Here is an 18,366-nt window from a genome sequence, read left to right as displayed (position 1 = left end):
AGGAGACGAGGGGGTTACTTAATAATAACCAGCGGGGGAGCACTGCGATTGATACGCTCAATGGCTTCCACTTCGCGCATACGCTCAACGTGAGCACGGTCACGGTCGCTGGCATCAATTTGGTCAATGTATTGGCGATTGGTTTCAGCTTGTGCTTGTGTCATTTCAGGTGCAACAGGGGTCGCGCACCCAGTGACGAGAGACAACAGCACCGAAGCTCCCATTAATTGGTTAATTTTGATCATGTATAGAGACACTCATTTATTTTTAATAACATGATTCATAAAACAAAAAACTGAATTTTCTGCGTTATGAATTGCTTAGTGACAGATGAATGCTACCATAAGACTTTTGGCACTCTACGCTTTTTTGGATAATTGGTTGTGTCGGAAAACATCAACAACCTGTTGGCAAGCTACCCAGTCGCGCTAGGTTCAGTAATGCTCTGACTGCTGCATCAGCCTGACGAAATCGCCCAAGGTTTGCCCCGGCAATTCCTCAAAGTCACGTTCCAGCGTATCGAGCCAGCGGATGCGGTCAAGACGAAAAGTGCGGAAATCGTTACGCAATTCGCACCAAGCAGTCAGCGTCCACACATTGCCCTAGAAAAACAGCCCCAGCGGTTTGACGTCGCGCTGGCTGGATTCGTGGTCAGCGCGTTGGTAATTCAGCCGCAGATAACGGCGTTGCGCAATCGCATGGCGTTCGCTGCCACCCCACGCTTTCAAGATCCGCGCCCCGACAACCAGTGCTTCGATTTCAGCGGCGCTAAACATCAGCGGCGGAATATCCAGCGAATAATGCAGGTGATAACCCACCCCCGCTTCGCCTTCCACCGGCACACCCGACAAGCTCAAGTCCTGAATGTCGCGGTAAATGGTGCGCATGGTGGTACTCCTTTGGTGGGTCATCGTTGATTGGTTTTTGTAGTATAACCTGAGTTCGGGATAAGCCATCCCTCGATTTAGATCACAACCAATGCTGATGTTTTTAAATCCAGTGCTGATTTTTTATCTTGATAGGCATAAGCCACCAAGCCAGCAATGATGTTAATCATATAGTTAGTGAGTGAACGGTGGCGTGAATGCTCAATTTGTGAAATATTTTTCAACTGATCATTGATGGTTTCGATGATGCTTCGTTTACGCAACATCAGTGTATCGAACGTGTCACGCGCCACGGGTTTCATGTTTTTCTTCAGCGAGGTAATCCATTCAACCCCTTGCTCTGCCAACGATTCTGTCAATGCCTTGGAAATGTAGCCACGATCACCAAAGACTTTGCCGACCACTTTTTTCAGCAACGTGGGAACGGGCTTACGGTCATCGGTATTACCCGAAGTAACGGCAAACGATAAAATATTGCCGCAGTCATCCACGACCAAATGAAGTTTGAACCCATAAAACCAGCCTGTTGACGATTTACCCCGCCCTGCGTCTTTGCGAAAGGTGTGATGACGTGGAATACGCAAATTTTCACAGACTTTCAAGGGGGTAGAGTCTATGAAGGCAATACCTCGTCCCGTTTCACAGCGGTGCTGCATAAACAGGGTTAGTGGCAAAAGAACACGCGGCATTAACTCAATAAAACGTTGATAACTAGGGAGTTGCGGGAAATAACCCTTAAGAAATACTTTGACATGACGCTCATAATACCACTTGAAAGTACGATACCCCACTTGGTGGTAATGCACCAAAATCGTCATAATTTCACTATCGCCAAGACCACTGTGGCGACGACGATGCCCGCCTTTCGGGGTCAATAACGTTTTGTTCCATTCGGGATGAAAGTCCTGACAAAAATCGTCAATGGCACAGAATAACCGTGTTAGCATCTCAGTAGCAGCCTTTAGTGGGGTCAATGTGGTGTGTGGTTACTCACATTCTCCCATGAAAGGCTGCGCCTTACCTTATCCCGAACTCAGGTTAAGTATAAAACTGGCACAAATAGGTGTATCCACGCCCCAAATTTGCGAGTCATTGGGTATCTCCCCGCAGTACGTGAGCAAATGGAAACACCGTTTCCAAAATGAAGGTGTGGTGTGCTTGCGTGTTGCTTATCGGGGTAGCCAAAGCTTTCTAACGGATGCCCAGAGGGAAGTTGTCCTCGCTTGGATTGGTCAACACGAAAGCCTGCGTTTGGAAGAACTGTGCAGTTACTTGGAAGTGAATTACGGCATCACCTAACAATCCAAACAATCTTACTACGACTTATTGTACGCAGGCGGCATGAGTTATCACTGTACTGAGAAACAAAATTCTCGCAAGGATGAAGCGTTGGTGCAGGAACGCCGAGTAGAGATTAAAAAAACTGGATGCGCTGCAAGACGAGATAAACGCCGTGTGCAACATTGATCTGATGTCGATTCCCCCGAATCGGACACATTAGGGAATTGTACCGCCGGTTGGCAGTAAATTATGAAGTCGCTTAGTTTCCTCCCGCCGTTACACCAGCAAGTTGACCAACTGTAACGATGAGTTGCCAAGCATTCTATTCAGGAATACTGCCACGGTATGGCTCAACACTTTGCGAAAAATCCTGACGGTCAGATGCCACCTATCCCGTGCCCGGACACGCTGGATATGGAAACGCTCCGTCAATTGCCCAATGACCGTCTCGACCAAACGCCGCTCCCGCATGAGTTCCCGGACATATTCCTTGGGGCGATCATCTTGCATATTGCGGCGCAGTGGCGTTTGCAAATTCAGGCCGATGGCTTGCAACCCTGCTTGGTGGATAGGTCGGATAAACCCCTTATCCCCCGGCATGAGGCCCGTTTGTCCATGCAGGCATTCCCAGATGCCGTCAGCTTCATCATGATTGGCTGCCATCACGTTGATGCCCGTGACCACACCACAACCGCTCACCAACAAGACGGCCTGAAAACCATAGTAGTGCTGGTCTTTGGATGCACAGTAGCCGTAGCCCGCCAATCCCGCGAACAAACGGCAATGGTTAGCACGCCGAAAATTACACAGCTTCAGGGGGAAACCATCCACGCGGTGCACGCCGTTTCCCATCACACCCATTTCCCTGCACAGGTCAGCATGAAGCTGCTGCTTTACCCGCCACAAATGTGCCGCTTGGCGGACATAAGTGCTACGGCTGGGAAGCTTGGGAAACCACTCCAGCCAGTGGCGACGGAAATACTCCCAAGCCTGTTTGTCCTCTTCATATCCCATAAATTCAGCCACCACCTCCAATGTCAGCACTTCGGCATCACTGAAGACCGGGCTGAAACCACGGTGGCGCAAAATAACCGGCAGTTTCTTCAGCCAGTCGTCTATCAGGCAGTATACGTGGATGATAATGGCTTTCACTATGGCTTGTTGTTTGCCCTTAATTCACATTTAAAGAATGATTTATCCGAGGAAGCGCTGATAAGCCGAATTCTCCGTCTCATCCCAATACTCATACCCCAGCTTCTCCAGAAACTGGCAAAATTCGCCGCGTTCCTGTTCTGGCACTTGCATTCCCACCAACACGCGTCCGAAATCCGAGCCGTGATTGCGGTAGTGGAACAAGCTGATATTCCACCCCGCGCTCATGCTGGTGAGGAAATGCAGCAACGCGCCTGGGCGTTCGGGGAAGGTGAAACGGTACAGCACTTCATGCTCCGCGCCATTAGAATGCCCACCCACCATGTAACGCAGGTGAATTTTCGCCACCTCATTATCGGTCAAATCCGTCACTGAATAGCCTTTGGTACGCAAATCCCCCAGCAACGTAGCGCGTTCCTGCTTACCCGCAATCTTCACCCCCGCGAACACTTGTGCGTCCCGCGCATCGGCATAGCGGTAGTTGAATTCGGTGATCGGGCGGTTGCTGATGTCGTGGCAGAATTCGCGGAAACTGCCCGGACGTTCAGGAATCGTTACCGCCAGCAACATTTCGCGCCCCTCGCCCAACTCGGCACGTTCGGCAACGTGGCGCAAACGGTCGAAGTTGATGTTCGCACCACTCGCGGTTGCAATCAGGTGTTTACCTTGAATGTTTTCGCGTGCCACGTATTTTTTAATGCCTGCCACGGCTAACGCGCCCGCCGGTTCGAGCAATGTGCGGGTGTCTTCAAACACATCCTTGATGGCGGCGCAGGTTTCGTCGGTGCTGACCAAAATCACTTCATCGACAATGTGTTTGGCAATCTCGAAGGTGTTTTCACCGATCAGTTTGACCGCCGCACCATCCGCAAATGTGCCGACTTGCGCCAATTGCACCCGTTCGCCTGCCGCTAAAGAGGCGTGCAAGGTGGGCGCTTCTTCGTGTTCCACCCCGATGATTTTGATAGTGGGGTAGAGGTATTTGAGGTAACTGCCCACTCCAGCAATCAGGCCGCCGCCGCCAACGCACAAAAATACCGCTTCAATCGGGTCGGAATGTTGGCGCAAGATTTCCATGCCAATCGTACCTTGCCCCGCAATCACGTCGAGATCGTCGAAGGGATGCACAAACGTCATCTGGTGTTCGCGTTCCAATTCGCGGGCGTGGGCGTAGGCTTCGTCGTAGGAATTGCCATGCAACACCGCATTGCCACCAAAGGCTTTCACCGCATTCACCTTGATGTCGGGCGTGGTGACGGGCATGACGATGGTGGTTTTAATGCCGAGTTTTGAACCGGAAAGTGCCACGCCTTGCGCGTGATTGCCAGCCGAAGCTGCGACGACCCCGTGGGCGCGTTCTTCCGGCGAGAGCAAAAACATTTTGTTGAATGCGCCGCGCAGCTTAAAGGAAAACACCGGCTGCAAGTCTTCGCGTTTGAGATAAATTTCATTGCCCAAGCGGGAACTCAGGCTACGCGCCCGTTCCAGCGGGGTTTCGATAGCCACGTCGTAGACGCGGGCGGTGAGGATGCGTTTGATCAGGGATTTGTTCATAATTCCAACTTTTGCGGCTCTGCCTTTACGTGTGGGCTAGTATATTGCAAACTTCGGTTTGCGAAAGATTTTTACAACATCACAGGAAAGTTTATGAGCCAAGATGCTATGAAAAAAGCGGCAGCAGAAGCCGCGCTGGTATACGTCCAACCGGGCATGATCGTGGGAATTGGCACGGGTTCGACCGCCAACCATTTCATCGACTTGCTGGCGGGGATTAAGCATAAGGTGGAAGCGACGGTTGCTAGCTCTATCGCCAGTGCTAACCGTTTGGAAGCGCACGGTTTCCGCGTGTTGGATTTGAACGAAGCAGGGCAGTTGTCGCTGTACGTCGATGGCGCGGATGAGTCCAACGAAGATTTGCACTTGGTGAAAGGCGGCGGCGGTGCATTGACTCGCGAAAAGATTGTGGCGGGCGCAAGCGATAAGTTTGTATGTATTGCCGATGATTCCAAGCTGGTGAATACGCTGGGCAAGTTCCCATTGCCGCTGGAAGTGATTCCGATGGCACAGGCGTTGGTGGCGCGGGAAATGGTGAAACTGGGTGGTAATCCGGTGCTGCGGGCGGGCTTCACCACGGATAACGGCAATATTATTATCGACGTGCATGGGCTGGAAATTACCGATGCGGTGGCGTTGGAAAATAGCCTGAACCAGATTCCGGGGATTGTGACCAACGGTTTGTTTGCGATTCGTCCGGCGGATGTGCTGATTTTGGCAGGTGCGAACGGGGTGCGGACACTGGTTTAAGAATCAATCGGATGTGTTGATTTGTGGGAGTGGTGTAGGGGCGGTTCGTGAACCGCCCCTACGAGTTAAGCGCCGACCTTGATGACTTCTATTTGTTCGCCATCCGTGACCAATAGCCATGCGACTAGGTTTTGCAGCGCGGCAATCTCCGGCAGTTGCAAATAGCCCTGTACTTGCTCCAGCCCCTCCTGCTTTTTGGCTGCCCAGCCCGCTGCCTTGTCGCTTTTTTTGCTGTATTTCAATTCGATCAGGTGTTGGGTTGGCACGGCTATCGGATTGCGTTCCAGCAGCAAAATATCGGGATATTTGCGGTTGAGTTCGCGTTCGCTTTGCACGAAATAGATTTGCGTCTGGTACAACAAGGTAAGCAGTAACACCTTGACGTGCTTCTCATCCATGCCCATTGCATCGCGGTTGGAGAGCAGGCGCAAGGCGCGTACCATTTCATCCAGCAGCGGTTGGAAGTCGGCATACAGCGCCAGCTTTTCCACTGCCAGCCGCAGGGTATGATTGGGGATGCTCATCTGGTTGCGGCGTTCCAGCTCCACCTTGAAATAATGAAAGTAGAATTCGCGGATGGCGTAGTTGGGGATGACAAAGGTTTCCCCCGCCAGCGTTTTGCGTTCCAGCGTGATGAAACCCATGTATGCCAACAGGCTGATGAAATCGTCGCGGTCAAAGCCTTTGTCAAACTCGAATTTGCGGCGTTGTTGGGCGGTCACGGTTTCAGCATTGATCAACTCATCCAGTACGGCGAAATTGGTGTCGCGGTTGCCGATGCTGAACATGCCCATGATTTTGCCGTAATCGGAGGCGATGTTTTCATCCATCATCGGGTCGGGATATTCGCAGCGTTTTTGATCAAAATTTTTGACGAAATACAGCACCATGTTGGCGTTGTAGACCGTTTCAGGTGCTTTAAGGTTGAAACGGTAGCCATTGTACCAGCGGGTGACATCCGCCAGCAGTGGCGCTAATCCTACGGGGCAAGTGTCCGCCAAGGGTTGTAATAAGCTGGCAACTTCTGCTTTGGTAAAACCAATGGCTTCATTGAACGCTTCATGCAATGACAGGTTCTGCCCGATGTTAAACCCACTGGTCATGCTGTCGAGCATAATGGGCGTGACTCCTGTGACGAACAGGCGGTCAAGCGTGCCGCGTTGTGTGGCGGTTTTTAGCACCTCGTAGAAACTACGCACGAAGCCGCCTTTGCCCATGATGCGCAGGAATAACTTCATATCAGCCGCGAGGATGCTGTTGGCGAAGTGGTCGTATTCGTCGATCAGCAGCAGGAATTTTTGCTCACCCAATAGCTCAACGAATTGCTGCATTTTATCGGCAGGGGAAGCCTTTTCTCGGATAGCCACTTGGTAACTGGCAGGGTAGGCGTAGCGGCGCAAGAACGTTTGCAAGTGCATGTCGATCTTGCTAGTAAAGCGTTGCAAGATGGCATCATGCCCTGCATCGGTATCAATACCGCTGAAATCCATGAAGAGCACTTGATAACTGTTGTGCAACGGGGTGGGATTTTGCCCGATGTATAGGTTGCCAAACAGCGTCGCAAATTCATGCTGATGGGCGACATCGTAGTAATATTCGAGCATCGACAGGAATAGGCTTTTACCAAAACGGCGGGGGCGCAGCAAGAACAGGTGGCTGCCTGCCGCTTCGAGCGTGGGAATGTAAGGGGTCTTGTCAAAGTAGACAAACCCTTCCGTGATGACTTTTTTGAAATTGCTTTCGCCGTAAGGGATTTTCATGCCGCTGTCCTTCGGGGTGATGCGGACAGTTTAGCATAGGTCTAACGGCAAGCCGTCAACATCACCTTGTTCCATTGCGCGGAATAGTCCAACGCTACTGCTAGATACCGGCGGTGGTTTTCCCCGTACAGTGCGTCCGTCACCCCATCCAAACACTCCGTCGGGCATTTGTCGCGTACTGTCGCGAATACCTCCGCCGCAATGCCGGGAACGGTACTGCTACGCCCCGCATTGCACAGAAAATAGCGCTTACCTTGCTGAATACTCGCGGTTGCATCAACACTGGCATTACGTGCTTGCAATAGCGGCAATTGCTCTGCGTAGTATTGCTCTTGCGTGCTGCTGATTTCCGCCGCAGAGGGAATGTGTATCCCTTTTTTCTCAGGGGGTTCAGGGGTGGCAGGCGCTTGGCAGGCACTTAAACTGCTGGCGCATAATAAGGCACAGAGCGTGGCTTTCATCAGCGTGTTCCTTTACGTGAACGTAACAATCCATACAAACCCAGCAGTAACAGCCCCGCATAAGGCATCGAACCGCCGCCACCGCTCAGCACATTCGTGTTCACGTTAAGTGCGCTGCTGGTGTCATTGCTGGTACGTGCTTGCGCCGGATTCGTGGCAGATAATGCAAAGAAAATGTTATTGCTGCATTTGACCCGCAGGTAGGTGGTATTACCCAAAGTCGCCGGTAATGTCACGACGGCATTGCCGTCATTTTGAGTATTGCTGAGAAGTGTGGTGAACGTCTTGCCATTGTCAGCGCTTACCGCAATATCGACGGCGCTGCAATTGATCGGCGCTTGGTTGGTATTGGCGACATTCCACGCGACGTTTTGCAGGCTGTTTCTGCTCAGATTGGTGCTAGACGGTTCGGTAATCGCAAACGCGCTGCCGGTGTTTTGCACGCGGATGCGTGTATCGTCATAGCCAATACCACCCCGCGAGTCCCGTGCTAACAGGCGGAAATTGAGGTAGCGTGAAGTAACAGGCAATACCTCACCCGCTGACTGCACGCGCCCCACCAAGTCGGACATTTGCGGAATGGTGCGCTCCGGCAAACCAGTGGGCAGATGTGCACGAATCAGGGCATTGTCCCCCAGATCAACATTCACGAACGCTCCCGTTCCTGCATCCACTTGTTCCCACGAATAGCTCAAGGTATTGCCATCAGCATCCGTGCCTGAACCGTTTAAAATAAAAGGAGTAGCGGCTGGAATGGTGTACTCGCTGCCTGCCTCCACGCTGGGGGTGCGATTGCTCAGGCTGGTTTTAATGGCACAACTTGCCCCTTCACTGCGGCTATCGTGGAGGTAGTCTTGAATTTGTTGGATCGATGCGGAATGCATCATGGCGTCGCTGTCGACTTGCAGATTGTCGCCATTGCATAAACCGGTGTAAGCCATAATGGTGCTGCCGCTACCCGGTTCGTAAGCCGTTGCAGGTTCACGGTTGTTACCAGAGCACGAGCCGCGTAAGCCGTTGAAGGTGTGGGATGCACCCAACTGATGCCCGATTTCATGCGAGACATAATCCACGATAAAAGAATCGCCCTTGGGTTCGGCTAAGCCGGTTACACCTTCAGCTTTGTATTGCCCGCAAACGGTTGCCACACTCGCCAAACCTCCGCCATTGGTGGCAAGTACATGCCCAATATCGTAGCTGGCATTGCCCAAGGTTCTATCCAGTGCAAGGGTGTTTTCTGACAACATTTTGAGGGGATCGTTGTTGGTGTACGGATCAGTACCCGCATTGGTGTAAATCATATTCGTGCCGCTGACCAAGGTCAGGCGTGTCGACAAATCGCGTTCGTAAATCTGATTAAGACGATTGACGGTGGTGACAATGGCGCTAAATGCGGCATTTTGTCCGCCGTGAAAGCTGGTGTATTCCGCCGTGGCTGCGATTGCAATGCGATAGGTATGCAAGGTTTCCCCCGCTTTGGCTGCGACGCTACGGGCAGCGGTATTGGCACGGACGGCACTGGAAAAACTCGGTGTGCCGGGTTGTTGGTGCGTGGTGCATGACCAGTCGCCGCGCCGGAACGCTTCCAGATTGGCGCTTTTACGAAAACTCAGGTATTGGCGTGTTGCACCGTCAACTTGCGGGTCAATGAACAGCGTGTCGCCATTCGCCATATCGAGCATGGCGTGCAAGCCTGCGGGAGTGAAATCCAATACACCGCTAATCACTTTGCCGTCAGTGCCGAAGACTTTCCATGTGCCAATATCGGGGTGCGTGGCGGCGATGTCGGGGGCGAGTACTGCCGTCGGCGTGACGGTTACGTTGGCGAAACCGCCATCCGGCAAGGGCAGGTCAATGCTGGGCAAGGCGCTGCGTGCTTGGGCATTATCGCTGTTGGCACTGCCGGTTTGCGCCAGTTGTGCGAACAGTTGGGTTTCATCCAAATGCAGTAAACGGTAGTGCTGTAAGCCAGATTCAGTGGGTTGGTTTGCACTGCGTGCTTGAATGTCTTGCCACAAAGGGGATGCAGCATCCACGTTGCTTGTCACCAACAGTGACAATATTGCCCATAAATATTTCATTGTAGATCATCGCCGTTATTTATATGCCCGTAATTTGAGCACAATCATAAACCATTCGCACCGGTTTAGCGACGTAATAACACATAAATTGCGCCCGTTCCGCCATCAACCGGACGGGCGGAATGAAACGCGAGAATGCGTTCGTGTTGGCGTAGCCAGTTATTGATCTTGGTTTTGATCACCGGGCCTTTGTAGGTGGAACGGTTGCCTTTGCCGTGAATAATACGTACACATTCGCCATGACCGGGGTGTGCATCGTGCAGGAATTTCAGCAATTGCAACTTGGCATCGCGAGCGCTAAGGCCGTGTAAATCGAGTTCACTGGCAATGCGGTAATGCCCGGAACGCAATTTGCGCACAATGCGGTTTTGCAGCCCCGGCAGGTAATAACTGAGCATATCACCGGGTTGAATTTCAACCGGATCGTAAGCATCCGAGAGCATATCGCGCAGCACTTGGCGTTCGTCTTCCAAGGTCTTCATGGGTATGGCGGGCGGTTTTGCGCTATGATGTAGGGCATGATGCTTGACCCGTAACGGTTTCACATCGTGCATGGATTCTCGAAACAAGGAAAACTCTTCAGTACTCATGAATATACTGCTCAGTAACGATGATGGCGTTAACGCGCCCGGTATTAACCGTTTGCGTGAGGCACTAATAACGGTTGGTGATGTTATCACAGTTGCGCCCGATCAGGATTGTAGCGGGGCGAGTAATTCGCTGACCTTGCGCAATCCCTTACGCTTGACGCAACACGCGGCACACGTTTACAGCGTGAATGGCACACCGACCGATTGCGTTCATCTTGGCCTAGGATTATACGCGCATGACCCCGATATGGTGATTTCCGGTATCAACGCCGGGGCTAATATGGGGGATGATGTGCTGTATTCCGGTACGGTGGCGGCGGCGATGGAAGGGCGCTTTCTAGGGTATCCGGCATTGGCGGTGTCGTTGGCAGCCGTGGGGCGTGGGGCGGTGTCGCATTTCGATACGGCGGCAAAAGTGGTGTTGCAGTTATTGCCGCAGGTGCGAGCTTACCCCGATAGCAGCCAGATGATCCTCAATATCAATGTGCCGGATGTGCCGTGGGAGCAAATTCGTGGCTTTTGTGTGACACGCTTGGGCAATCGTCACCGTTCTGAGCCGGTGATTCGGGCGCACGATCCACGCGGACGCGATATTTTCTGGATAGGCCCGCCGGGGGATGCCGCCGATGCGGGTGAGGGTACGGATTTTCACGCGGTGCAAGCCGGTTACGTGTCGATTACCCCGCTTCATGCAGATTTGACGCGCCACAGTGCCTTGGCAGCCACCGCGCGTTGGTTGGAGACTTGCCATGTTGCCGCGTAAACTGGATGTGCAAGGCATCGGCATGACCTCGCAGCGTACCCGTAACCGTTTGGTGGCGCGTTTGCGCGAAAATGGCATTTGCAATGAAGCGGTGTTAGCGGTCATCAGCAAAACCCCGCGCCATTTGTTGGTGGATGAGGCTCTCGCCAGTCGTGCGTATGAAGATACCGCGTTACCCATCGGGCATGGGCAAACCATTTCCCAGCCTTACATCGTGGCGCGAATGACCGAATTGCTGTTAGCGGGTGAAAATCCACCCCGCAAAGTGTTGGAAGTGGGAACCGGTTCGGGTTATCAGGCGGCGGTGCTGGCGTCACTGGTTGAAACGGTATTCACGGTGGAACGCATTGAGCCATTGCATCGCGCGACTCGTGAAATGCTGGCGGCATTGGGCTACGATAATATCCGCACTTACCTGAGTGATGGCAGTTGGGGTGTGGCAAGTGAGGCGCCGTTTGATGCCATTATTGCAACGGCAGCGCCGGAAACGGTTCCTCCCGCTTTGCTGGAACAACTCGCGATTGGCGCTAAGTTGATCATACCGGTGGGTAAGCAGGGTGGTTCGCAACGGCTACAAGTGATTACACGCACGCATCAGGACACTTATGCAACGGTGGCGCACGAAGCGGTACAGTTTGTACCCATGATCAAGTAAAATCCGGCAATAAATACGAACGTTGCCTTAATATGGCGACGTTTTTTCCTAAATTTGGTATATATTCCAAAGTTATTCAAGAATTATGTGAGTGTCTTCACATTCCTGAACCCCAATAACATTAAGGTGTAAGAATCATGGATAGAAAAATCAGAGTGGCAGCCGCTACTTCTTTGCTGGCACTAACGGCAGCAGCCTGTGCGCCTAACCCGTATTATACCGGCACGGGCTATAACAACTATGGCACGAACACAACCACCAATCGCGGTGCGGTAAACCGTAACGCGGTCACGCATACGCATTGTGGGCGTACCCATTCCCATGCATTACCGGCGGAAGGTTTGGCGCACCATCACGGTGACGGTTGTGTTGCCGGTAGCGGCGGTGCTGCGACCACCACGCCAAACTATAACTACGGTTATACAGCTCCGGTGACTACGCCCATTCCGCAGCAACCTGCGATCAACTACGGCTACACCGCTCCGGCGACCACGCCTTATGTCGATTACAGTATCAGCGGCAGTAACACTGGCAGCAGCAGCAGTAGCTATTATGAGTATACTGCGCCTAAAACATCGACAGCGCCTGCCAGTACTTACCGTTCGCCTACACCGACTTCTGCCCCCACTTCTGCACCAACCACGTTTAATCCTAATAGCAGTGAATACGTTGTGCAGAAAGGCGATACCGTGTTTCAGGTTATGCGCACGACTGGCGCGTATTGGAAGGACATTATTCGTCTGAATAATTTGGAAGCCCCCAATTACCCCATCACGCCGGGGCAGCGTTTACGGCTTAAATAAGCTGACGGCTGACAGCAAAAAGCCCGCAATCATCGCGGGCTTTTTAATTTCTATTGAAGAAATACAGCGTTTTGCTTAGCAGAAACCACTGACGCAATCTTCTTTGTCACCCGCGATGGTGGTTGGGTTGTTGCTATCGGCGCGTAAATAATTTTGTAACATAGCGGAAGTAATCGCGCCCATGTGGGTATCGACGATTTCACCTTGTGGATTGACGACAAACGTGGTCGGCACACCATAGACTAAACCTAACGCAAACATGGTGCTGTCTTGGGTGGGAATGACGGGGTAGGCGATCTTTTTCTGAGCCATGAACTGTTTGAGTTCATCGGTTGGGGTTTCCCCCGCTTCCATGCCTAATACCACGGCATTGTCTTTGAAACGTTTGGCAACGCTATTCAGAGCGGGGATTTCGGCAACACACGGGCCACAAAAGGTTGCCCAGTAGTTCACGATCACCCATTTGCCTCTGTACTCGGAAAATTGGTGAGCTTTGCCATCAATATCTTTAAAGCTGAAATTTTGTACTTTTTGTGTTTCAGACGCGACTGCCGTGGCAGATACTAAAAACAACGCAACAAGGGCAAGCGCCCGCTTAATCCGTTTCATGTTGAACCCTCAACTTAAATACTTAACACACTCTACGATAAGCCACTATTCAACTATCACTTTGGTTATGTGGTCTTAGGGTTAACCCCTATAATAGACAGCATTTGTAAAAATTGCCGGTTGAATTTTCCTATTGGCTATTTTAAGCAAATTGATGACCTTATCTTTTAAGATGCTCGCTAAGCTATTTCTAATTTATCAAAAGAACATAAGGCTATGCTGATATGTTTTTTTGTGCAAGTTGTATTTGTACGACAAATGGTTGGCTGTCATATTGACTTATATCAACATGACAGCACCAATTGTTACTTAATACTTTATTTCTATGAGGTTAGTTACTTGATTACTTTGTTGTATCGACGCACCGCAACAGCACCCAATAGGAGCGTTAGTAATAATTGTCCCCACTCCGTTAGGGTTGGGACAGCAACGGATTGCTGTGCAGGGATAACGTCAGGCTTTTCCAAGTAGTCGGGTATGGTATTGTTATTGGCATCCCCGCGTTCATCTTTGGTGGGTATACCATCGCCGTCGTCGTCTTTATCCAAAGCATCAATGATGCCGTCAAAATCCATATCGCGTGGTTTGCCAATGTCGCTGCCGATTTCTTGCTTGTCTGGTATGCCATCCGCATCGCTGTCCGCGTTGTTAGAGTCGGTTTTCAGAATGGCTTCTTCCGCGTCGCTCAGGCCGTCACCATCACTGTCTGTAGGCGGCGTATCTGTCGTACAAACTGCGGGGCAGCCGTAGTTGCCAGCGTAATGATCATCAGCGTTGGAACCCCAGCCCAAGTTAACAATGCTGTTACCAGGGTTGGTGCCGACGGAATTGTCGGGGGATTCAGGCGGTTGATTGAATGGGTCGGTGGAATTGTCCAACAACGTCACCGCTCCCGAACATGCCCCAGCGTTGGCAAAACTGAACACTTCAATTTCTTGCCCGGCTTGCCATTGCATCGCTTTGGAATTGCTGATCGCCGGAGTGAATGACAAATAATCGGCACTCGTGTCTTCACTGGGGGCGAAGACATTGGAATTGTTGTTCCACATTAAGCCACTGAAAGCGGATTCTAGGTCAGTGACTTCAAAAGTGTCTTCACTAACGTGCGGGACTTTCAGCGTAACCTGTGCACTGGTCAGCGCATTCGGCGAGGGGACGTTGCCCGTGTACATGTAAACGCGGTAGCGCTGTGTGCCATTGTCCCAAGCGACGCGGTAATAAGCACGGTCGGCTTGTGGATTTTCAGGGGCAGTGCCACACGTATTGCCAGTGCCGGAGGATTTTACCGTCAAGGTAATGCTGGCTTCGGTGGTGTTGCCACCGGCATCCGTAATTCGGTAGCGCAACGTATCCTGACCGTTGTAACCGGCGGTTGGTGTGTAAATAAGCTTATTGTTGCGAATCGAGGCGGTGCCATGCGCTGGCTGCGTCACGATTGCCAGCGTGACGGTTTCACCGGCAGGAATCTTATCATTTGCCAGCACGTCTAGTTCGTTGCTGGGGTTGGTCGGGTCAATGGTGAAGGTGTCGGTCTTGGCTTCCAGCACGGGTGTTACCGCCGCTACGCTGACTGTTACCGTAGCCGTGTCAGTGTCTTTGCCGTCACTGACGGTATAACTGAAGCTATCGGTGCCGCTAAAGCCAGCATTAGGCGTGTACATCGGTTTGCCGTCTTGCAGGGCTACTGTGCCATTTGTTCCTTGCGTGAACGCGGTAATGCTTAACGTGTTGCCTTCGGCATCGTTGTCATTGGCGAGTACATCCACGATAACCGAACTGCTGGCGGTGGTTGCCGCTTGATCATTATTCGCCACGGGTGCGGTATTCGTCACTAAGGATTTTACCGTTAAATTGACAGTGGCTTCTGCGCTGTTGCCGTTGGTATCCGTAATGCTGTATGTCAGCGCATCTTGACCGGTGTAACCCGTGGTTTGCGTGTAAATGATTTTATTGTCTTTAACGATGGCGCTGCCGTGGCTTGGCATCGTGACAATTTGTAAGGTGAAGGCTTGAGCGTCTGGAATATCATCGTTTGCTAAGACGTTCAGTGAACTGCTGCTGTTAGCCGTATCAATCGTGAAAGCGTCCGTGTTCGCTACCAATGCAGGTGTAGACGATGTTTTGACGGTCACGGTGACAGTGCTAGTAGCGGTGTCTGTGCCATCAGAAACGGTGTAGCTAAAGGTATCCGTGCCGTTAAAGTCTGCTTTAGGGGTGTACACCAGCTTGTCGCCTTCCATGACTACCGTGCCATTGGCACTCTGTGTGAACTCAACAATGCTTAAAGTATCACCGTCGGCATCGTTATCATTGGCGAGTACAGCAACCGTAACGGGAGTGTTTGCGGTGGTGGTGACGGTATCGACAACGGGGCTGGGGGCGTTATTGGTGGGTATGACGACATCGGCGCAGTTAGCGGCGATGCCATAGTTGCCTAAATAGTCGTTGTCATCGGTAGCACCCCAACCGGCATTGGCAAATTGATTGCCGGGGTTAGTGCCAGCAGAATTGTCCGGTGCATCCGGTGGTTGGTTGAAAGGGTCGGTGCTGTTGTTCATCAACGCCACACTGCCCAAGCAAGGCCCGGTATTTTTGAAGCTAAACGCTTCTTGCTCTACCCCGGATTTGAAGGCGAAAGCTCGCACATCAATGGGGGTGAAATTGAATGAGAGGTAATCAATGGCTTTGTCTTCTGCGGGGCTATAGACTTCCGAACTGAGTGACCAGTTAGTGCCTGCCTTGGTTTTAATGTCCGATACTGTGAATTTTTGGTCGCCTGTCGCGTGTGGAACCCGCAATGTTACTTGCGCCGTCATGCTTAAGTCTTTATCCGGTGTCGAAGTAGGGCGCACGTACACACGGTAGCGACTGTCCACGGAATCCCAAGCAACGCGGTATTCGACCCCGCCCTTGTTCTCTATTGGATCGACTGCAAATGCTGTATGCGCAGCCGGTAGCAATACCAGCAATGCTAACCCCCTTGAAACTGCTTGTCTGATCGATTTTTTCATGATTACCGACTCTCTTATTTTGTTTTTGGATTTTAAAGCCTGTTGGTATCAGGGCAGTTGTTGCCTGATAATGTAATTTGCACTAGTTGTGCTGTTGACCGGATGCAGCAGCACATTGCCCAGCAGCAAATCAACGTCATTGGATGGCCCAGCAAAAATCGTCAGGCCATCCATATTGGCATCAGTAGCCTGATAACCGTTTAGTTTATAATTCGTGGTCAACGCGCTATTACCTGCCGCCAACAACACATCGCTCAATACGGTGCTGGAATCGTTTGTCGGGCCTTGCGCAATGATGCGTTCATCGCTACTGGTATTGCCCGCCCATAACAGGGCTGCGCCTGTGGCAATGACACGCGCGTGTTCGCCATAGGTACGGGTGGCTTCTTGACTGAAATCCACTACCACGGGTGTTTCACCAACGTTAACGGCGGTGGCACTCATAACCCCCAAATGGTTACGGTGGTGGGCAGACAAATAGTAATTACCGGTCTGCAAGCCCTTTAGCTCGAACGTGTTTTCCCCCGTTTGCGCATCTACAATATCACCGTCACGCTGAACCACACCTGTCACACGCGCTTTCACGAGAGTGGGATTCGTCGCATCGCGCAATTCCAGCAGCACCCAGTCCACCGGTGCATTATTGCCCGTGGTGGTGAGTACCGCATTGGCAAGCGTTGGGCTGCCGAGCATGGGGACATCGGTTGCGTCATACGGCGAGGTGCTGGGAAGCTGATTTTTCGTGCGTAAGGTATCCCGCATCAGTTTTGTGCTGCTATCAAACGCGCCTTGCAACAATACCCGTGCCTGAAGCTTGGGCGTTGTCGGGGTAATACAGGTCGCCGCACAACCGTAATTGCCCGCATAGTTGTTGCTATCGGCGGCTCCCCAACCCAAATTGGCAAATTGATTGCCGGGGTTAGTCCCCATTGAGTTGGGTAAAGCATTGAAAGGGTCATTAGCATTGTCCAGCAGCGCGACTGGCCCAAGGCAAGCGCCGTCATTGGCAAAGCTAAAGACTTCGCGTTCTCTACCGGCTTGCCATTGAAACGCTTTGGCATCGCTGGGAGTCATGGTGAAGGATAAATAATCAACATCATTATCTTCTTTAGGGGCGTTGATCCGCGAGCTTTCTGTCCAAGTAATGTTGTTGACGGTGGACTTAATGGCGCTAACCTTGAAGCTCTCTGCACCACTGGCGTGAGGCATTTTCAGCGTCACCTGACTGCTTAAACTCATATCGGGTGTTGGGGTGCTGCCCGGATACATATAAACGTGGTAACGCTGATCCGCCTTGCTCCAATCGACGCGGTAATACACGTTATTTGCCAGTGGCGCTGCCGGTGTGCTCAAGCATTCCGTGGCGCAACTGGCAGGCGTGCCGTCATTACCGAGGTAATCGTTATCATCACTCGAACCCCAACCCGTATTGGCAAATTGATTGCTGGGGTTGGTGTTGGTGGAATTTTTGGGATTAGTTGGCGGTTGGTTAAACGGGTCAGTGGCGTTATCCAATAACGCGACAGCACCGAGACAGGGGCCTGCATTTTTAAAGCTGAAGGCTTCCTGCTCTTCACCGGCTTTGAAGGCAAAGGCTTTCACATCCAAGGGTATGAATGCAAAGGAAAGGTAATCCACACTAGGGTCTTCCGGGGGGGCAATGACATGTGACCCCAGTGACCAAGACGTGCCGGATTTGGATTGAATATCTGTCACGCTGAACCGGTGTTCACCAGTACCGTGAGGAACCCGCAGCGTGATTTGCCCGGTCAAACTTAAGTCAGGCGATGGCGTGCTGCTAGGGCGTAAATAGACGCGGTAACGCTCATGCGTCGTATCCCATGCTACCCGATACGTTACGCCGCCGTCACTGGCTAATGCAACCGCACTGAGTTGCAGCAGTAACAGAAAGGTAAGGCAATGGAGAGCGGTCTGGCGCAGGTTTATAAGCATTACTGGGTTCTTTATCATTATTATGGTGTAGCCCAAGGGCGGGAAACCCGCCCCCA

Annotated in this window: 16 protein-coding genes and 1 pseudogene; 5 read left to right on the top strand and 12 right to left on the bottom strand. The window is 51.8% G+C overall.

What is annotated here, in order from left to right; genetic code table 11:
* Positions 1–14 precede the first annotated feature (14 nt).
* The 3 genes and pseudogenes from HMY34_RS07030 to HMY34_RS07020 all read right to left on the bottom strand — a co-directional run bounded on the left by HMY34_RS07030 (position 15) and on the right by HMY34_RS07020 (position 1,834).
* On the bottom strand, positions 15–245 hold the full coding sequence (locus HMY34_RS07030) for a hypothetical protein (RefSeq protein WP_202718554.1): 231 nt from the start codon (positions 243–245) through the stop codon (positions 15–17).
* Between the two features lie 189 nt (positions 246–434).
* Positions 435–887: pseudogene (locus tag HMY34_RS20620) on the bottom strand (helix-turn-helix transcriptional regulator).
* A gap of 77 nt (positions 888–964) precedes the next feature.
* Complete coding sequence (locus HMY34_RS07020; RefSeq protein ID WP_202718553.1) at positions 965–1,834, bottom strand: IS982 family transposase; 870 nt, start codon at positions 1,832–1,834, stop codon at positions 965–967.
* Between HMY34_RS07020 and HMY34_RS07015 the strand changes: the two genes are divergently transcribed.
* Positions 1,809–2,186, top strand: coding sequence for a helix-turn-helix domain-containing protein (locus HMY34_RS07015; RefSeq protein WP_323127461.1), 378 nt, complete (start codon positions 1,809–1,811; stop codon positions 2,184–2,186). The genes HMY34_RS07020 and HMY34_RS07015 overlap by 26 nt on opposite strands.
* A 258-nt stretch (positions 2,187–2,444) precedes the next feature.
* Here HMY34_RS07015 and HMY34_RS07010 read toward each other — a convergent pair whose 3' ends face one another.
* Both HMY34_RS07010 and ilvA read right to left on the bottom strand, forming a co-directional pair.
* Positions 2,445–3,320, bottom strand: a complete 876-nt coding sequence (locus HMY34_RS07010; protein ID WP_202718551.1) for an IS982 family transposase — start codon at positions 3,318–3,320, stop codon at positions 2,445–2,447.
* Positions 3,321–3,362: 42 nt separating this feature from the next.
* Positions 3,363–4,874: a threonine ammonia-lyase, biosynthetic gene (gene ilvA, locus HMY34_RS07005; protein ID WP_202718550.1), complete on the bottom strand. Its 1,512-nt coding sequence runs from the start codon at positions 4,872–4,874 to the stop codon at positions 3,363–3,365.
* A gap of 93 nt (positions 4,875–4,967) precedes the next feature.
* Between ilvA and rpiA the strand changes: the two genes are divergently transcribed.
* Positions 4,968–5,624: a ribose-5-phosphate isomerase RpiA gene (rpiA, locus tag HMY34_RS07000; protein ID WP_202718549.1), complete on the top strand. Its 657-nt coding sequence runs from the start codon at positions 4,968–4,970 to the stop codon at positions 5,622–5,624.
* 65 nt (positions 5,625–5,689) lie between these two features.
* Here rpiA and HMY34_RS06995 read toward each other — a convergent pair whose 3' ends face one another.
* From HMY34_RS06995 to HMY34_RS06980, 4 genes are all read right to left on the bottom strand, one after another.
* On the bottom strand, positions 5,690–7,384 hold the full coding sequence (locus HMY34_RS06995) for an AAA family ATPase (RefSeq protein ID WP_202718548.1): 1,695 nt from the start codon (positions 7,382–7,384) through the stop codon (positions 5,690–5,692).
* A gap of 41 nt (positions 7,385–7,425) precedes the next feature.
* Positions 7,426–7,845: a hypothetical protein gene (locus HMY34_RS06990; RefSeq protein WP_202718547.1), complete on the bottom strand. Its 420-nt coding sequence runs from the start codon at positions 7,843–7,845 to the stop codon at positions 7,426–7,428.
* Positions 7,845–9,926: a reprolysin-like metallopeptidase gene (locus HMY34_RS06985; protein ID WP_202718546.1), complete on the bottom strand. Its 2,082-nt coding sequence runs from the start codon at positions 9,924–9,926 to the stop codon at positions 7,845–7,847. Before HMY34_RS06985 ends, HMY34_RS06990 begins: the two co-directional genes overlap by 1 nt.
* A gap of 65 nt (positions 9,927–9,991) precedes the next feature.
* On the bottom strand, positions 9,992–10,516 hold the full coding sequence (locus HMY34_RS06980) for a Smr/MutS family protein (protein WP_228287998.1): 525 nt from the start codon (positions 10,514–10,516) through the stop codon (positions 9,992–9,994).
* On the opposite strand from HMY34_RS06980, the gene surE reads away from it, so the two are divergent.
* The 3 genes from surE to HMY34_RS06965 all read left to right on the top strand — a co-directional run bounded on the left by surE (position 10,515) and on the right by HMY34_RS06965 (position 12,737).
* Positions 10,515–11,279 carry a 5'/3'-nucleotidase SurE gene (gene surE, locus HMY34_RS06975; protein ID WP_202718545.1) on the top strand — a complete coding sequence of 255 codons (765 nt, stop codon included), beginning with the start codon at positions 10,515–10,517 and terminating at the stop codon, positions 11,277–11,279. The two genes, HMY34_RS06980 and surE, sit on opposite strands and share 2 nt — an antisense overlap.
* The gene (locus tag HMY34_RS06970) at positions 11,266–11,934 is read left to right on the top strand and encodes a protein-L-isoaspartate(D-aspartate) O-methyltransferase (RefSeq protein ID WP_202718544.1); all 669 of its coding nucleotides are present in this window, start codon (positions 11,266–11,268) and stop codon (positions 11,932–11,934) included. Before surE ends, HMY34_RS06970 begins: the two co-directional genes overlap by 14 nt.
* A gap of 137 nt (positions 11,935–12,071) precedes the next feature.
* Positions 12,072–12,737 carry a LysM peptidoglycan-binding domain-containing protein gene (locus HMY34_RS06965; protein WP_202718543.1) on the top strand — a complete coding sequence of 222 codons (666 nt, stop codon included), beginning with the start codon at positions 12,072–12,074 and terminating at the stop codon, positions 12,735–12,737.
* Between the two features lie 75 nt (positions 12,738–12,812).
* Here HMY34_RS06965 and HMY34_RS06960 read toward each other — a convergent pair whose 3' ends face one another.
* The 3 genes from HMY34_RS06960 to HMY34_RS06950 all read right to left on the bottom strand — a co-directional run bounded on the left by HMY34_RS06960 (position 12,813) and on the right by HMY34_RS06950 (position 18,310).
* Positions 12,813–13,346: a TlpA family protein disulfide reductase gene (locus tag HMY34_RS06960; RefSeq protein ID WP_202718542.1), complete on the bottom strand. Its 534-nt coding sequence runs from the start codon at positions 13,344–13,346 to the stop codon at positions 12,813–12,815.
* A 335-nt stretch (positions 13,347–13,681) separates the two neighbouring features.
* Complete coding sequence (locus HMY34_RS06955; protein ID WP_202719145.1) at positions 13,682–16,357, bottom strand: IPTL-CTERM sorting domain-containing protein; 2,676 nt, start codon at positions 16,355–16,357, stop codon at positions 13,682–13,684.
* 48 nt (positions 16,358–16,405) lie between these two features.
* Entirely contained in the window at positions 16,406–18,310 is a 1,905-nt protein-coding gene (locus HMY34_RS06950; RefSeq protein ID WP_202718541.1) for a hypothetical protein, read from the bottom strand.
* Positions 18,311–18,366: the final 56 nt, after the last annotated feature.

Origin of the sequence: Thiothrix subterranea, from assembly GCF_016772315.1 — a bacterium.
Taxonomy (GTDB): domain Bacteria; phylum Pseudomonadota; class Gammaproteobacteria; order Thiotrichales; family Thiotrichaceae; genus Thiothrix; species Thiothrix subterranea.
The sequence above is the reverse complement of the archived record's forward strand: the minus strand, read 5'-3'. Positions and strand labels throughout refer to the sequence as shown.

Bases quoted from the DNA above. Each gene is read 5' to 3' on its own strand.
- HMY34_RS07030 (WP_202718554.1), bottom strand. From the start codon at position 245: ATGATCAAAATTAACCAATTAATGGGAGCTTCGGTGCTGTTGTCTCTC.
- HMY34_RS07015 (WP_323127461.1), top strand. From the start codon at position 1,809: ATGGCACAGAATAACCGTGTTAGCATCTCAGTAGCAGCCTTTAGTGGG.
- HMY34_RS07020 (WP_202718553.1), bottom strand. From the start codon at position 1,834: ATGCTAACACGGTTATTCTGTGCCATTGACGATTTTTGTCAGGACTTT.
- ilvA (WP_202718550.1), bottom strand. From the start codon at position 4,874: ATGAACAAATCCCTGATCAAACGCATCCTCACCGCCCGCGTCTACGAC.
- rpiA (WP_202718549.1), top strand. From the start codon at position 4,968: ATGAGCCAAGATGCTATGAAAAAAGCGGCAGCAGAAGCCGCGCTGGTA.
- HMY34_RS06995 (WP_202718548.1), bottom strand. From the start codon at position 7,384: ATGAAAATCCCTTACGGCGAAAGCAATTTCAAAAAAGTCATCACGGAA.
- HMY34_RS06990 (WP_202718547.1), bottom strand. From the start codon at position 7,845: ATGAAAGCCACGCTCTGTGCCTTATTATGCGCCAGCAGTTTAAGTGCC.
- HMY34_RS06985 (WP_202718546.1), bottom strand. From the start codon at position 9,926: ATGAAATATTTATGGGCAATATTGTCACTGTTGGTGACAAGCAACGTG.
- surE (WP_202718545.1), top strand. From the start codon at position 10,515: ATGAATATACTGCTCAGTAACGATGATGGCGTTAACGCGCCCGGTATT.
- HMY34_RS06980 (WP_228287998.1), bottom strand. From the start codon at position 10,516: ATGAGTACTGAAGAGTTTTCCTTGTTTCGAGAATCCATGCACGATGTG.
- HMY34_RS06970 (WP_202718544.1), top strand. From the start codon at position 11,266: ATGTTGCCGCGTAAACTGGATGTGCAAGGCATCGGCATGACCTCGCAG.
- HMY34_RS06965 (WP_202718543.1), top strand. From the start codon at position 12,072: ATGGATAGAAAAATCAGAGTGGCAGCCGCTACTTCTTTGCTGGCACTA.
- HMY34_RS06960 (WP_202718542.1), bottom strand. From the start codon at position 13,346: ATGAAACGGATTAAGCGGGCGCTTGCCCTTGTTGCGTTGTTTTTAGTA.
- HMY34_RS06955 (WP_202719145.1), bottom strand. From the start codon at position 16,357: ATGAAAAAATCGATCAGACAAGCAGTTTCAAGGGGGTTAGCATTGCTG.
- HMY34_RS06950 (WP_202718541.1), bottom strand. From the start codon at position 18,310: ATGCTTATAAACCTGCGCCAGACCGCTCTCCATTGCCTTACCTTTCTG.